Source organism: Sulfolobales archaeon, assembly GCA_038897115.1.
GTDB lineage: Archaea > Thermoproteota > Thermoprotei_A > Sulfolobales > AG1 > AG1.
In genome coordinates this window covers 1-13,819 of sequence record JAWAXC010000060.1, presented here as the reverse complement: position 1 = coordinate 13,819, position 13,819 = coordinate 1, and the positions used below count along the sequence as shown (strand labels likewise).

Annotated in this window: 16 protein-coding genes; 7 read left to right on the top strand and 9 right to left on the bottom strand. The window is 45.0% G+C overall.

The window, feature by feature from the left end; genetic code table 11:
- On the top strand, positions 1-500 hold a 500-nt coding region (locus tag QXE01_08355; protein ID MEM4971247.1), incomplete at its 5' end, for a zinc ribbon domain-containing protein.
- Between the two features lie 692 nt (positions 501-1,192).
- Positions 1,193-1,759 (top strand): class I SAM-dependent methyltransferase, encoded by a 567-nt coding sequence (locus QXE01_08350; protein ID MEM4971246.1) that lies wholly within the window; start codon positions 1,193-1,195, stop codon positions 1,757-1,759.
- A gap of 128 nt (positions 1,760-1,887) precedes the next feature.
- On the opposite strand, the gene QXE01_08345 is transcribed toward QXE01_08350, so the two are convergent.
- The 4 genes from QXE01_08345 to QXE01_08330 all read right to left on the bottom strand — a co-directional run bounded on the left by QXE01_08345 (position 1,888) and on the right by QXE01_08330 (position 6,256).
- The gene (locus QXE01_08345) at positions 1,888-2,601 is read right to left on the bottom strand and encodes an ABC transporter ATP-binding protein (protein ID MEM4971245.1); all 714 of its coding nucleotides are present in this window, start codon (positions 2,599-2,601) and stop codon (positions 1,888-1,890) included.
- A 5-nt stretch (positions 2,602-2,606) separates the two neighbouring features.
- Positions 2,607-3,368: an ABC transporter ATP-binding protein gene (locus tag QXE01_08340; GenBank protein MEM4971244.1), complete on the bottom strand. Its 762-nt coding sequence runs from the start codon at positions 3,366-3,368 to the stop codon at positions 2,607-2,609.
- A 34-nt stretch (positions 3,369-3,402) separates the two neighbouring features.
- Positions 3,403-4,767, bottom strand: a complete 1,365-nt coding sequence (locus QXE01_08335) for an ABC transporter substrate-binding protein (protein MEM4971243.1) — start codon at positions 4,765-4,767, stop codon at positions 3,403-3,405.
- 136 nt (positions 4,768-4,903) lie between these two features.
- Entirely contained in the window at positions 4,904-6,256 is a 1,353-nt protein-coding gene (locus QXE01_08330; protein MEM4971242.1) for a rhomboid family intramembrane serine protease, read from the bottom strand.
- A 354-nt stretch (positions 6,257-6,610) separates the two neighbouring features.
- Between QXE01_08330 and QXE01_08325 the strand changes: the two genes are divergently transcribed.
- Both QXE01_08325 and QXE01_08320 read left to right on the top strand, forming a co-directional pair.
- Entirely contained in the window at positions 6,611-7,315 is a 705-nt protein-coding gene (locus QXE01_08325) for a hypothetical protein (GenBank protein ID MEM4971241.1), read from the top strand.
- Between the two features lie 21 nt (positions 7,316-7,336).
- Positions 7,337-7,774 carry a winged helix-turn-helix domain-containing protein gene (locus tag QXE01_08320; GenBank protein MEM4971240.1) on the top strand — a complete coding sequence of 146 codons (438 nt, stop codon included), beginning with the start codon at positions 7,337-7,339 and terminating at the stop codon, positions 7,772-7,774.
- 573 nt (positions 7,775-8,347) lie between these two features.
- Here QXE01_08320 and QXE01_08315 read toward each other — a convergent pair.
- The 3 genes from QXE01_08315 to QXE01_08305 form a co-directional block, all read right to left on the bottom strand.
- Positions 8,348-8,989 (bottom strand): site-2 protease family protein, encoded by a 642-nt coding sequence (locus QXE01_08315; GenBank protein MEM4971239.1) that lies wholly within the window; start codon positions 8,987-8,989, stop codon positions 8,348-8,350.
- A gap of 45 nt (positions 8,990-9,034) precedes the next feature.
- A complete protein-coding gene (locus QXE01_08310) occupies positions 9,035-9,394 on the bottom strand; it encodes a helix-turn-helix domain-containing protein (protein ID MEM4971238.1) in 360 nt (119 codons plus the stop codon).
- Positions 9,395-9,460: 66 nt separating this feature from the next.
- Positions 9,461-10,330: a DMT family transporter gene (locus QXE01_08305; protein ID MEM4971237.1), complete on the bottom strand. Its 870-nt coding sequence runs from the start codon at positions 10,328-10,330 to the stop codon at positions 9,461-9,463.
- A 313-nt stretch (positions 10,331-10,643) separates the two neighbouring features.
- Between QXE01_08305 and lysA the strand changes: the two genes are divergently transcribed.
- Entirely contained in the window at positions 10,644-11,882 is a 1,239-nt protein-coding gene (gene lysA, locus QXE01_08300; GenBank protein ID MEM4971236.1) for a diaminopimelate decarboxylase, read from the top strand.
- Between the two features lie 70 nt (positions 11,883-11,952).
- Here the strand turns inward: lysA and QXE01_08295 are convergent, their stop codons facing one another.
- Positions 11,953-12,237, bottom strand: a complete 285-nt coding sequence (locus tag QXE01_08295; protein MEM4971235.1) for a ribbon-helix-helix domain-containing protein — start codon at positions 12,235-12,237, stop codon at positions 11,953-11,955.
- Positions 12,238-12,462: 225 nt separating this feature from the next.
- Between QXE01_08295 and QXE01_08290 the strand changes: the two genes are divergently transcribed.
- Positions 12,463-12,930 carry a hypothetical protein gene (locus QXE01_08290; GenBank protein MEM4971234.1) on the top strand — a complete coding sequence of 156 codons (468 nt, stop codon included), beginning with the start codon at positions 12,463-12,465 and terminating at the stop codon, positions 12,928-12,930.
- On the opposite strand, the gene QXE01_08285 is transcribed toward QXE01_08290, so the two are convergent.
- The gene (locus QXE01_08285; protein ID MEM4971233.1) at positions 12,927-13,328 is read right to left on the bottom strand and encodes a DNA-directed RNA polymerase subunit G; all 402 of its coding nucleotides are present in this window, start codon (positions 13,326-13,328) and stop codon (positions 12,927-12,929) included. The genes QXE01_08290 and QXE01_08285 overlap by 4 nt on opposite strands.
- Positions 13,329-13,513: 185 nt before the next feature.
- On the opposite strand from QXE01_08285, the gene QXE01_08280 reads away from it, so the two are divergent.
- A partial coding sequence (locus tag QXE01_08280) for an LSM domain-containing protein (GenBank protein ID MEM4971232.1) occupies positions 13,514-13,819 on the top strand: 306 nt, incomplete at its 3' end.

Sequence of the window (13,819 nt, the reverse complement as noted above, 5' to 3'; positions counted from 1 at the left end):
GGAGATTATTACACCTATACAGGACATTAGCCTCTCATTTGATCAGGATGCTGCATGATCTCGGGGTATCAACGATATACATAGGATATCCATATAACATATCCCAGGATAATGGTAACAAGTATAGTGTGAATATCTGGTCATACCACAGGCTAATCCAAACAATCGAGCTCAAGGCACAGGAGTACGGGATGAGGGTATTCGAGGTAATAGAGTATGGCACATCAAGCAGATGTGCATACCACAATGTTGATGTTAAGAGGAAGCCAAGAGGAGTGGTGACATGCCCACTAGGACACAGAATGCACAGCGATCTAAACGGAGCACTAAACATAATGAGGATAGCAACAGGCAAGATAGTTAAACATGTGAAAAAACCACTATCCTACATCGTACACCACAACGGAGTAGCCCCCACAAAGGGGGGTAACACCCGAGACCCCAGCAAAACCCCGCCCTTCAGGGCAGGAAAGGGGTCATATTTTGAGGGCTTGCTTTAAATATATATCCTGAGACTCTACCTAGAACACCTCCCCTCTCATACTGAGTAGGTTATCCGGCATTTGAAAAGCTTTTTCAACACCTATATCTTTTAGAAGGGCAATCCTCCTCTATATTGCGTTAGCAACCTCCTTCACAGCTAGATCTAGGGTACGCGGTCTTTCACGCGATATGTCCCGTACCTGCTCCCATCCTCTCTCTTTCAGAAGGAATTTCGCTAAGGTAGAAGTGTCAATGACTCTCTCTGTCAACTCTTAACCATCTCGAGACAATTCCAGGAGGCAGCTCCGGAACGTCTCTCAAGTCTTCCTCGATCTTTCCAATAAGCTCCTCAGCCTCGTATCAAGCGACAGTCTCCTCAATAAATCTTCTTATAAGCATGCTCCAATTAACATTCCTAAGTCTCCTCATCCTCTCTTTCAACTCCTTAGGAATCCTGATGCTTACAACCTCAGTCATACAGGGATCATAGACAATATTGTATATAAATATATAAGCTTTTCCTTAGGATTAAAGGTATAAAGCAATAGAGGGTTACACGATGATAGGGCACATTCTAATCGAGGCGATTAAAAACTGGTGGGCGGAGGCCCGGGATCGAGGGAATATGGATCCCGGGAATGCTATCTGGCTCTAGCTACGATTAAAAATCGTTTTTGGAGCTGGGAGGAGGTTAGATAGGGGTGGTCTGATGCTCCTCGTAAGAGTGGCATCGAATGTTCTGAGGCTTGTATCAAATATTATGGATATATATAGTAGGCATATCAATAGGAAGGGCTCGAAGATCCTTGAGGTATCAACGGGTTTTGGGATTAACACATATACCTTATTAAAGATCGTTGATGATCTTGGGGGATTTATGGTGAGCATAGATATAGATCCTAAGAGGGTTGAGAAGGCTAGAAAGATCTTTAGGAGCTATGTTGAGAAAGGGGTGCTGAGGCTTGAGGTGATGGATGCAAGATCCCTACGCTATGAGGATAACAGCTTTGACTATGTGGTTAGCCATACAACGCTACACCACATCAACGATGTTGAGAGATCCCTGAGGGAGATGACAAGGGTTCTAAAGCCTCTGGGTAGGATTATCATCGTAGATCTAAGACCGATAACACCATTGATCCTAATACCGGGGCATAGCCCTAGACATATCGCAAGAACCAGAGAAACCGCTATTAAATATGTTAAAAACAATCTAGCAATTATAGAAGAAGGTGTAAGAGGTATCCTATATTATGTGGTTGCATCGAAACAATAGGAGGAATTAGGGCACTTTATAATAATATAATATAGAGATCTCAGCTGATAGGTATACGAGTCTCTAGAGATAGCTATTATTGCTCTAGCCATAGAGATCCTAGGCATGTTAGGCTTCAGATTATTAGATCATCTTTTTCCTAGGAAGGCTAGCCTGAGATCCTGTGAGCTTAGGAGCTCTCTAGGCTCTCCCTCAAGCACTATCCTCCCACTAGCCATTACAACGCCTCTATCTGAGATCTCTAGGGCCCTCCTCGCGTGCTGCTCAACAAGTATTATTGACTTACCCATACCCCTTATCTCTCTTATCGATGAGAAGATCCTATCTACAAGCTTTGGCGCTAGCCCTGCCGAGGGCTCATCAAGTATGAGTAGCAAAGGGTCCCTCATAAGGGCTCTGGAGATGGCCAGCATCTGCCTCTCACCACCACTCAGAGTCCCCGCCCTCTGCTTTTTTCTGCTCCTCAGCTCTGGGAATAGTGTGAAGGCTAGCTCCATTCTATCCCGCAGATCCTCCTTAGATAATCCATAACCCCCCATCTCCAGGTTTTCTTCCACCGTCATATCTGGGAATATGTTGTTCACCTGGGGTAGATAGCCTATGCCCATAAGAGCTCTCTTCTCAGGAGGCTCTCTAGTTATATCTTGACCTCTATAGAATATAGATCCCCTGTGTATTGATGCAACACCAGCGATCAGCTTTACCAACGTGCTCTTCCCAGATCCATTGGGGCCTACGATGGAGAGTATCTCCCCCTTACCAACATATAGATCTATGTCGAAGACTATCGTGAGCTTTCCATACCCCCCTGAGAGGGATTTCACATCAAGTATCCTCTCCACATACCTCACCTCTCACCTAGATAAACCTCAACAACCCTTGGATCCTCTATAACCTCTTTAGGCTTCCCATCAGCTATGATCCTCCCCTGGCTCATAACCATCACCCTATCAACATATTCAAATAGAATATCTAGCCTATGTTCTATGATGAAAAGGGTTACCCCAAGAACATCTCTCAGGCTCCTCAGCCTTGAGAAGATCTCGTGGGCGAGAGATATAGCTACACCTGCGGCAGGCTCGTCCAACAAGATCATCTTTGGCTCAGACATCATGACCCTAGCGATCTCTGTGAGCTTCATCTGCCCACCAGAGATAGAGATCCCCCTAGATCTGGAGACCTGTAGGAGCTGGAGCTCCTCAAGTATATCCACAGCCCTTTCAGCCAAGTCCTCCTCCTGTTTTCTCCACAGCCCCCTGAAAAGAGCCTTAAACGGGGACTCCCCGATCTGCCCTCTAGGGGCTAGCATAGCGTTCTCAGCAACTGTAAGCCCTCTGAATACCCTTGGGATCTGGAAGTTCCTGACAAGCCCCATACCATAGATTTTATATGGTGGGAGGCCATCTATCCTCCTCCCATCAAAGAAGATCCTCCCACTATCCGGTCTAAGCACTCCTGTGATTAGGTTGAAGAGGGTTGTCTTGCCAGAGCCGTTAGGCCCTATAAGACCCACGATCTCCCCCTTATGGATCTCGAAGGAAACCCTATCCACAGCTACTAGCTCTCCAAACCTCTTCGATAGACCCTCAACCCTTAGAATAGGCTCCAAAAAACCACCTTCCATATTGGAGATGTGATAGGGGTTATTTGAAGAACTCTATAACCCCTGCCGGATATCTCCACACACCGATATTGGCGTAGGTGTAGTTCCCACCTACGATTCTATATTGCCATATAGTGTAGTCAGAGCCCCTAGCATCACCATTCTCATCAAGGGCCTTCCAACCTGTTACACCTATGAAATGCTCGGCAACAATTGGAAGGGCGTTCTTAACAGCATCGGCGTCATAGCATTTACCGCCTGTGAATAGTATTGCCATAGCTGCTAGCCACACAGCATCGTATGTGAAGTAAGCATAGGGAGACGGATCTCTCCCAAACCTGCTTCTATACTCCTTCTCAAAGAAATCAGCTAGAGGACTACCCCTGGGAGAGGCGAAGACCCCTGTGAGGCTTACCTTTGCCAGGAAGTCCGCAACCTCCTTAGGAGCCCTCCCAGCTGGTGGGGGTAGATATGCTGCAGGTCTATTCAAGGTCTCAGCGCCAAACCACCTCACACTACTTAGAATTGGGTCTAGCCTTGCATGTCCCATGATATTTAGCCCGTCATCCTCATAGGCTATTATAAACACCGCTGTAGAGCTATCGGCACCGAGCTCCCTCACATAGGAGCTGAGCCTGCTAACCTCACTAGCATAGTCCGCCTGGCCAACGGTATATAGTATCTCCCTCACAACACCGCCATATTGCTGTGTGAACACCGCCTTGAAGGCCTCGAAAAGACCCCTTCCATAGTCATCGTTCCTCACTATAGCAGCAACCTTCTTGATCCCAAGGCTATTCATCAGCTGTGCTAGAACCCTCCCCTGGAAAGTATCTGGGGGTGTCACCCTAAAGACATAGTCGGGGGCAGCTAGCAAGGGGCTTGTGGATGAGGGGCTTATAATCACAACCTTATTCGTGTTAGCAAAATCCATCACACCCCTCACCTCTCCACTAGCGAAGGGACCTATAATCACCCTAATCCCTGCTCCATACATAGACTGAACAACCTTTAGAGCATCTGAGGCAGTGCCTTTAGTATCATCATGAACATATGTGAACCTTATGGGAGCCCCTATGGATGAGAGATATTTATTGATATGCTCTATAGCTAGGATCCCTCCATCCCTTCTAACCGGCCCATCCACAGCGAATGGCCCGCTCACCGCCATCGCAAAGCCAAGCCTGCACTCCATCACCTGAGCCGGGGCTGCTTGGGTGAGCGTCTGAACCTGTGTTATCGTAAATACCTGTGTAGCGAGAGCTCCAGGGGCTGTTGGAACGGCTACTGTTGTTGTTACAACCCTTGTAGGGGGGTATGTTGCTAGATATCCCAGAGCCCCTATCAGGATTATTACAAGAACTACTAGACCTATCGTTAATGGGGATCTTATAGCCTGCGACATATAATCACCATAGAAGGAATATCATATGGGGGATATATATTTCTTGGATATTTTTGGAGATAAAGATATACTATATATAAAGTCATTCTTGAAACATTTAAATTATATGTTACTTGATAACACACAACGTTAGGGATCACAGATCTATAGAGAGATCCCTATCCTTTGCCAGAACAACGTAGAGGCTTAGAAGGAGCATTACAGCTGATAGCAGAAGGGGTAACTGGGATAACTCTGTAATGGATATAGGGCCGTAGGATCTTAGCGTGAACCACGGGTATATAATCTCCCCACCCTCTCTACACCCTATATCGCATATAACTGAGTATGTGCGTGAAGATCCTTCAGATAATACCATAACACCGTTGTTATCATAGCTTATCCTAGCTGATATGGCAAAAGGAACTCTGACACCCTGCACTACAACGCTATAGACCGTGCTTATATACCCTGTCTTCCCAGCCATTTCAGGATTGATCAGTATTTTTGAGGCTACGAATCTATTGATCAATATTCTCGAGAGATCATCGCCTATGGGGCTCATTGAGAAGTCAGATATATCTTTAGATACCATAAGTGTGGCTTGTGAGGTGCTATAGATCTGGCCCTCCGGGGTATCCCTTATCTTTACATCTACCAAATATGTCAGCTGGGATCTATCTATGATAGCACCTTGAAGGTATGAGTAGCCAGCCATCGCCAGAATAGATATTAGGAGCACTGTTAAAGCGAGCTTCTGAACCCCGCCTAAACCCTCACCCCTCATCGAGAAGCCCCAAGAGCCTATCCCAAACCATGTTGCAGTCGTCTTAAGCCTTCTAACTATATCGCTACCAAGAATCCATGTGAAAGCTATACCAGCTATGAAGCCACCTGCATGGGCGAAAAAAGCTACCCCTCCTAGCCTTAGATAGCCATAGATAACCTGGATGGCGAACCAGAAGAGGAGAAAAGTTGAGGCTCTAAAGGTCCCACATACGGGGAATACTATGTAGAAGAAGCACATAGATAGAGGCGTTGCTGGGTATAGCATTAGATATGATCCAAGAACACCGCTTATAGCCCCCGAAGCCCCAACAGCTGGGATCGATATAGAGGATGCCCCTTGAAACCCTATAGATGCTGTGTGTAAGAAAACAGCCCAGAAGCCTGATGCGATATATAGAGCAAGATATCTACCAGGGCCTAGAACTCCCTCAACAGCTCTTCCGAAGAAGTAGAGGAAGTACATGTTAAAGAATATGTGAAGAGGGTCTGCGTGGAGAAACATCGAAGCGATCATCCTAGTGATAGCCTCTGAGATAGAGATAGACATATATCCAGGGATATAGCCGTATTGCCATAACACATTATTATCTATAGATAGAAAGTAATTCCTATAGCTGGTCAGGAGATAAGCTGCTACATTAATGATTATAATCGCTATTGTAGCGATTGGTCTAGATTCTACTGTATATGCAGATCCAGCTGGGACCCAGGCACGCCTCATATAGGGTGCAGCCTCATACCCGCTAAATAGCTCTCTCAGAAAGATTATAAGGAAATAGTTCCGTAGCATCTAGAGACTAACCGCTAGCCTGAGAGCAGTTGTTAAAGCCATCCTTAGGCTCGTCACAGCCTCCCTTAGGCAAGCTACAGCGGTCCAGCCACCCTTACTACTTAGGGGGGCTAAAACAACCGTAAAACACCATAAACAATAGATCCTGAAGATCTATTGTTTCTCTCCATGTTCAACTGTTTTAACAAATCAGTATAACCATTATATTTATATTATTCTCTAATCTAGAGAATTTATGATAAGCAGGGGATCAACTTGAAAAAAGCATTGCTATTGGTGCTGATAATGCTTTCTCTAGCACTTGGAGCTATTATTGCATATTCTATTCTATATATATATCCATATCAAAGGGGATATAGGGCTTCGGAGGGCCAGCAATACCCAATAGCTTCGGCTCAGACCATGACTATAGTGCCTGAGATCATATCTCCACCAACCGCTTTAACAGTTGCTCCAAGAAATGCCACAGAGGTTCAGCAGCTATCGCAAGGCGTTGCCCCTCTAGCCACACCTAGAGATCTCAGGGGCTCTCTCTATCAGGGGGCTGAGATCACGAATATATCTATATCTAATGGGAAGATATATCTTACCCTAAGGCTGATAATGGGTGGTGCCTCTAATTTGACGCATAACATATCGATCTCAAGGATATCGCTGACACCAGCCCCATTCCCAATTGGGTGGAATGGCTCTTCATGGGTCTATGGTGATGATGAGGCTAGATGCCTAGCTAGGATCCCTATACCTATTAGAATTACCTCGTATAAATATAACATCTCATATATAGATAATAGAATATTGATCATAGATCTAGAGATAAGTATTGGCAGAGAAAGAGGAGCTATATATGGGCCATACACCTTATCTATGCTAATGAGACAGGGGAACACATATATAGATATAACCAGAAAGATCTACTTAGGAGGCTATGTAGAGCCTGTAGAACCACCACCAACAGAGATCCTTAATAAGATCTCTATGTGTAGATAGAGGGATAGAGGAAACATTATTATGAGATCTAAAGGCGACGAGGAAGATCTATCTGGTCTAGCGCTTAAAATCTACATATACCTCCTCGAGAACCAAGAGGCAGGGCCTAGAGAGATTGCCAGAGAACTCGGGATAGCGCCTAGCCTAGCTTATTACCATCTAAAAAGATTCGAGGAGTTCGGTATCGTTGAGAGAGACCCCTCTAAGGGGCTATATAGGATTAGGAGGAGGATAAGGATCAGAGGCTACCTATATATAGGGAATAAGCTGGTTCCAAGACTACTTATATATGGAGCCTTCTTCGCAGGACTATTAGTCCCTGAAGCGGCATCCATTATACTAGGTATTTTAGAGGCTACACCAGAGCTAATACTAGCAATGATCACATCGGTATGCGCATCATCAATATTCATAGCTGAGGGTCTTATAGCGATGAGAAACCTTCTAAGGAGAGGTTAAACCAAGCCATTCACTCAAGAACAGTTGTTTTCACTCTTGAGCTTCCCATGGGCTCCCTCAGGCGGGCTACGACGGTTCAGCCACCCTCGCGCACCCGAGGGTCACCGCTATTCTTCCTAAACTCCGAGGTTTATAAAAACATATAGCATATCTAATAGCCCTAAAAGGATTAGAACAACCCTAAATGACCTTAACCATAGTTTCTGCCCCTATGCTCAGAGCCGTCTCCATACATCACAGATCAGAGTGTGCTTCTCATCACACCATACTATATTTAATCCACAATAATATTTTAATATCCTGCTCCTGAGTTCCAAGACTCTTCGATCGAGTTTTTAAGAGCTTCTAGCGATTCCTAGATAAAAATATCATATATATTTTCAGCTAAGGTGATAGTCTTTTTAACTATAATGCGAGAGCCGCAGCTAAAACCATTTCTTCGAAGCAGGGACAGAAAATCTTAATATTTTTTAGAACCTGCCTAGGCGATGAGAACCCCATGCCGCTGGACTCAAAAGCCACCCATGGTAGAACCCCCACCACTAAACAGAGCAAATCGGTAGGGAGAAACGGTTAGAGGTACACGATTATTAGTGCTATTATTAGCATGGTGAGATATATAAGTGGGTTCCATCTAGCTATTTTGAATCCATCTAGAGGCGGTATTGGGATTAAGTTAAAGACTGCTAGAACGCTATTCACATATTTAATCGCAAAAAACACTTGGTAAAGGATCGGCATTGAGAGTGCTTGGAAAGCCTTTGCCCCTACTAGACCTGCTATGGAGATAACTATATTTGTTGCTGGGCCTGCTATTGCTATGAGCCCCTCGCTTGTTGTCCCACCAAAGATCGATCTTACTCCCCAGTAGCTGCATCTGATACCAACATAGCCTGGCGCGGCTATTACGAAGGGCATTCTAGAGCCTAAGAAGTATAGGAGTGATGAGAATACGCCAAAGATCGATGTTATGAGGAGGCCTAAGGATGATAGTGTGAATCTCGCCTGACATCCCCTTGCAGAGGCTATATATCTGTGGGCTAGCTCGTGGAGTGAGAAGCCAATAACAATTGCTATTAAATAGCTTGGGATCGATCCAAGATGTATGAGTCTCTCTATATCTGAAAACCCGTTGAAAACAGCCATTAGAGATGCAATCGCGAGCCCCCATGACACGGATTCAGATAGCCACTCCGGATCTCTTAGCCTTAGCATAGTCCTCACAGCTATAGAGGACTAAAAAGCCTAAAAATATAGCTTCTACCCCCCACCCTCTCCTAGATGCTGGGCTCTCTGCCCGGCCTTGAGAACCCTTTGACGCTGAGAATCTCCCTTGATCCACTTTTCGCTCCAAGCCCTCACAGCCCTTATAACGGGTTTTAAATCCCTACCAGCATCTGTTAGTGCATAATAGTGTTTCCTACCATCACATACCCTCTCCACAAGCCCAGCGCTTCTAAGCTCTTTAAGAGCCTTTGAAAGGGTTCTACTGCTAATACCAGGCATGCTCTCCAATAGCTCGTTGAACGTCTTCGGGCTGGATAGCAGTCTATCTATTATCACAAGCCTCCAAGGCCTGCCAAGGATTCTCCATGCCCTTGTTACTGGACATTCATCCATCTAGGGTTCCTAGATATATTTAAGTATGAGGGGAAATATCTAAAGTTGATCTAGATCTGAGGATATCTATAAAGCCATCAGCATAACCCCTACCAATGCTATGGCAGCCGCAAAATAACCCCTCACACCAGGATCCTCCATAGTCCTCTTAGAAAATACCCTGGTTAGAGATGTTGCTACTACAGGACGTATATTCTGGAGAGGCGTTATAACACTAGTCCCCAAACCAACTAGGGCGTAGTATCTAGCAACTTGGCCTAGGGATGCGAGGATCCCGGCTAGAACTATCATTAAGATCTCCTTATCAAGGCTTAAAGATAATTTGAAGCCCCTTGAAAAGCCTATTTCAGCTATGAGGCCAACGCTATATGCTATTAGAACCCCTGCAAAGGGGTCGCCACCATATATATTTCCAAGCCTACTAGTGAAGATCGCGAGGGCCAGGCCTGTAGATGCTATAAGCCCGGCCAAGATCCCCCTGGGATCTCTTCTGAACTCCCCTCCCCACGCTATTACAAGGGCTGAGACAAAGATCAATGCTGATCCTATGCCCCTCCAGATAGTTATCTCCTCACCCACTAGAAGCCCTAGGAAAGCCCCTATAACAATGCTAAGGGTAAGCAATATACTGGCCCCACTAGCACCTACACTCCTTATAGCCATGTAGAGAGAGGATCTACCAACACTGAAATTCATGAAGCCAGCAACTATATATAGGAGAATCGATTGGAGGGATATAGGCTTAAAACCCCAGAAAAATAGTGAGAGGCAGAGAACCAAAGGATATCCAGATGCGAGGGACAGGGTTGTCATGGCATGGATATCCAGCCTAGATCTAGACCCCCTTATAACAACATCGTGGGCACCAAACAAGATACCCACAGACACCCCGGTGAGGTAGAATATAATATCATCCAATCCCGAGCCACACCCCATTAACAAAAACAGCCATATACATCCATCATCTAGAATACCACAAACAATATAAGCCATAGAGCTCTACCGCGGTCTACATAACCTACGACTATGAATAAGAGCACTCCTATAAGTTATGGATATATTTGGTAGGCTATAGACTTAACACATTTATATGTATAGGTGTTTCACAGCATAGATATTCTCGCTATAAACAAGAATCGCAAAACAGCTGGTAGAGACAATATATCTATGTAGATCCTTAAGCTATTCCTCAAACATATATAGGATAAACCCTTTTCACCATGGAAACAAAATCTTCGTGGAGATATTTGTGATTAGGCTTGTGGGAGGCTCTCTATATATTGGATGCTTCGAAGCTGAGGATCTTGCAAAGCGTTTTGGAACCCCCCTCTATGTCTATGATGAGGAGTTGATCAGGGATAATTATTTAAGGCTTTTAAGGGCCTTTCGATATAAGGGGCTGGAGATCCTCTATTCCTGTAAGGCCAATAGCAACCCATGGATCCTCTCAATCCTCAGGGATCTTGGGAGTGGCTTGGACGCAGTATCCCCCTTAGAGGTGCTTCTAGGCATTAAAATGGGGTTTCCAAAGGAAAAGATCCTGTTCACCGGTGTTAATGTCTCTGATGAGGAGATGCTCCTCGTTAGAGGAGAGCTCGGGGTTATGATCAATATAGATTCTCTATCACAGCTCGAGAGATACGGGAGACTCTTCCCAGAAACAGATGTATCGATAAGGATCAACCCTGGCTTTGGAGGAGGCCATCATAGATATACAATAACAGGTGGGCTCACCAAGTTCGGGATATATCCATCCCAGATCGAGAGGGCGATCGAGATATCTAGGAGATATAGGTTAAGGATAGCTGGGCTCCACATGCACATAGGATCAGGTATCTACTATGTAGAGCCATACCTAAGAGGGCTAGAGATCCTCCTAAACCTCGCCACTAGGTTGGGAGATATAGAATTCATAGATCTGGGAGGGGGTTTGGGAATACCATATAGACCTGGGGATAGAGGGGTTGACATAGATCTGCTGGGATCTAGGGTCTCCGAGCTACTCGAGGAGTTTGCGAGAAAATACTGGGAGGTTAAGCTCAGGATAGAACCTGGGAGATATATTGTTGGGAACGCGGGGATCCTGTTAACAAGGGTGGTAGATATTAAAGAGATCGAGTATGCTGGGGAGAAAAAGCTATTCATAGGCGTTGATACAGGTATGAACCACCTTATAAGACCTGCTCTATATGATGCATACCACGAGATAATCCCTGTCAGGGGTGTTGATAGGCCTAGAGAGGTTATAGCGGATGTGGTTGGTAATATATGTGAAAGCGGTGATATCCTGGCTAGGGATAGGCCTCTACCGAGGATCGTGGAGGGCGAGATCCTAGCGATACTTGATGTGGGAGCATATGGATATTCCATGAGCTCAAACTATAATCTGAGGCCGAGACCGGCTGAGGTGCTCGTTAATGGGTGTAGCGCTAGACTGATTAGGAGGAGAGAGACATTCGAGGATCTTATGAGAACTGTTGAAGCTTGAATCATTGGTTAGTGGATGAAGAGTAAGTATAGGGAGCTATGACTTTAAAAAGATCTTAGATCTTTATTGCTTAATGCTTTGCTAGCATAGAGAGTATCTTCTCCTTTATAGATTCAACTCCTGCGAAGCCTTGACCCTTCTCTGTGGTGCTTTGACCAATAGCCTGCTCCAAGATCTTTAGATATATATCTATGGCGTCTCTTATAAGCTCACTCCTATTCTTATACCCAGCCTTCTTCATCAGATCATCTATCTGCTTCAGCTTCTTCTGATCTATCTTTATCGATACAACCCTCGGCATCTTTATATCTAGCTCGAAGCTTTCAGAGTCGATCTTCTTTATTATTATCGTCATAATGATCAACCTCCGCCCAGGGGTTCCGAAGACATCTTATACGAGGATATATATAAGTGTTCCCTCAGCTATTCCTACTACCATGCTATATAGGCTTTTGTCTAAATATATATTCGATCTATGTTGGGAGATCTAGATAGCCAATGGTAATACATTTGCTCATATTTATATAGGGGAAAACTTATATACATTTTATATAGACCAGCTTTTCTACCAGGTAGAGGCATGGATAGGAGCCATACATCACCTGCTATAGAGGTGCTAGAGTATCTCGTTCTGAAGAAGATGGCTGGGAGGGCTGAGGTGTTGGAGGCTTTATTAGAATATCTAGGGGGATCTCTCCCACCATCACTTGCAAACGATAGATATGGTATTTCTAAGCACCAGCTAAGAGGATTTGTTCAGAGGATTAATGAGAAGGCTGGTGATAGAAAGCTAGCGGAGTTTCTAATAGCGACAGCAACCCCTATTATACTCTCGATGGTTCCCTCGAGGATTGATAGGGATAAGAGGCCTGAGCAATGCCTTATATGTGGTAAGAGGTTGATAAATATGTTCCCAGAGGATCATCTTAAGAAGCACCATTATGAAGAGCTAGAGGCAGAGGTTAGGAGGGTTGTGGGTGAGGTTAAGAAGATCCTTGCAAGTAGGAAGAGGGATCGAGGATATGTAGAGGCTAAGGCACAGACCTAGCCCTGCTTTATAAGGCAGTAATATATATGATCTGTTGGCTGTAGCTCTAGGCCTTCAAGAAGGGATGGATCCTCAAGCCTTAATATAACAAGATACCCCCAGAGGCTTATGATAACCCTCTCCACCTTATCACCACCTCTAAGGCTAACCACAACACCTCTAGCACAGAAGTCCCTACCCTCTCTATATGCTGGGATATTCTTCGAGATAACCATTTCAAGCTCCTCACCCTCGCTGAATACTATGAGCTCTGAATGTAGATCCATAGATATCTTCAGCCCATCCCCGCTCAGCTCGATTATCTTAACCCTTGGTATCCTGCTATCAGCTATCGATAGAACCTTAACCCTCCTTCTAAGCTCACCACCAGCCCTTCCACGTCTCTGGCGCTGCGCCAAGTCCATAGCCTCCTTCTATACCATGCTCTGGAGCTTATATCTCATGAGCTCTTCCAACACCGAAGAAGATCTGCATCTACCGCTGGGATCTTATGGTGAAAATCTACTCATTAGCATAGTCCATATAGATCTCATATTCCTATAATAATATCCTTTTAATAAAAATCTATAGAGGTGATGAGTCTGTGAGCACGCCAGCAGGCCTGAGGAGGTTCCACAGCGAGGTCAGCAGCCTTGTTGATAAGAGGGTATATGTGAGGCTCGTTGATGGGAAGGTCTATAGAGGTATTCTCCTTGGAATCGATCAGCCTAGCATGAATATCGTGCTTGGAGACGCTGATTCAGAGGGTAAGAGGTTCTTCAGAGTGGTTATAAATGGCTCGAGGATCTCTGAGATAATTGTTGAGGAGACACCTATATTCGATCCTGAGGAGTTCTTCAACATAGTTGTTCAGAGGCTAAACATAAACCCAGCTAATGTGAAGGTCTAT

What these genes read in the sequence shown, in the direction of transcription:
- QXE01_08350 (MEM4971246.1), top strand. Translation starts at nt 1,193, where the DNA reads ATGCTCCTCGTAAGAGTGGCATCGAATGTTCTGAGGCTTGTATCAAAT.
- QXE01_08335 (MEM4971243.1), bottom strand. Translation starts at nt 4,767, where the DNA reads ATGTCGCAGGCTATAAGATCCCCATTAACGATAGGTCTAGTAGTTCTT.
- QXE01_08330 (MEM4971242.1), bottom strand. Translation starts at nt 6,256, where the DNA reads ATGAGGCGTGCCTGGGTCCCAGCTGGATCTGCATATACAGTAGAATCT.
- QXE01_08325 (MEM4971241.1), top strand. Translation starts at nt 6,611, where the DNA reads ATGCTTTCTCTAGCACTTGGAGCTATTATTGCATATTCTATTCTATAT.
- QXE01_08320 (MEM4971240.1), top strand. Translation starts at nt 7,337, where the DNA reads ATGAGATCTAAAGGCGACGAGGAAGATCTATCTGGTCTAGCGCTTAAA.
- QXE01_08315 (MEM4971239.1), bottom strand. Translation starts at nt 8,989, where the DNA reads ATGCTAAGGCTAAGAGATCCGGAGTGGCTATCTGAATCCGTGTCATGG.
- QXE01_08310 (MEM4971238.1), bottom strand. Translation starts at nt 9,394, where the DNA reads ATGGATGAATGTCCAGTAACAAGGGCATGGAGAATCCTTGGCAGGCCT.
- QXE01_08305 (MEM4971237.1), bottom strand. Translation starts at nt 10,330, where the DNA reads ATGGGGTGTGGCTCGGGATTGGATGATATTATATTCTACCTCACCGGG.
- QXE01_08295 (MEM4971235.1), bottom strand. Translation starts at nt 12,237, where the DNA reads ATGACGATAATAATAAAGAAGATCGACTCTGAAAGCTTCGAGCTAGAT.
- QXE01_08290 (MEM4971234.1), top strand. Translation starts at nt 12,463, where the DNA reads ATGGATAGGAGCCATACATCACCTGCTATAGAGGTGCTAGAGTATCTC.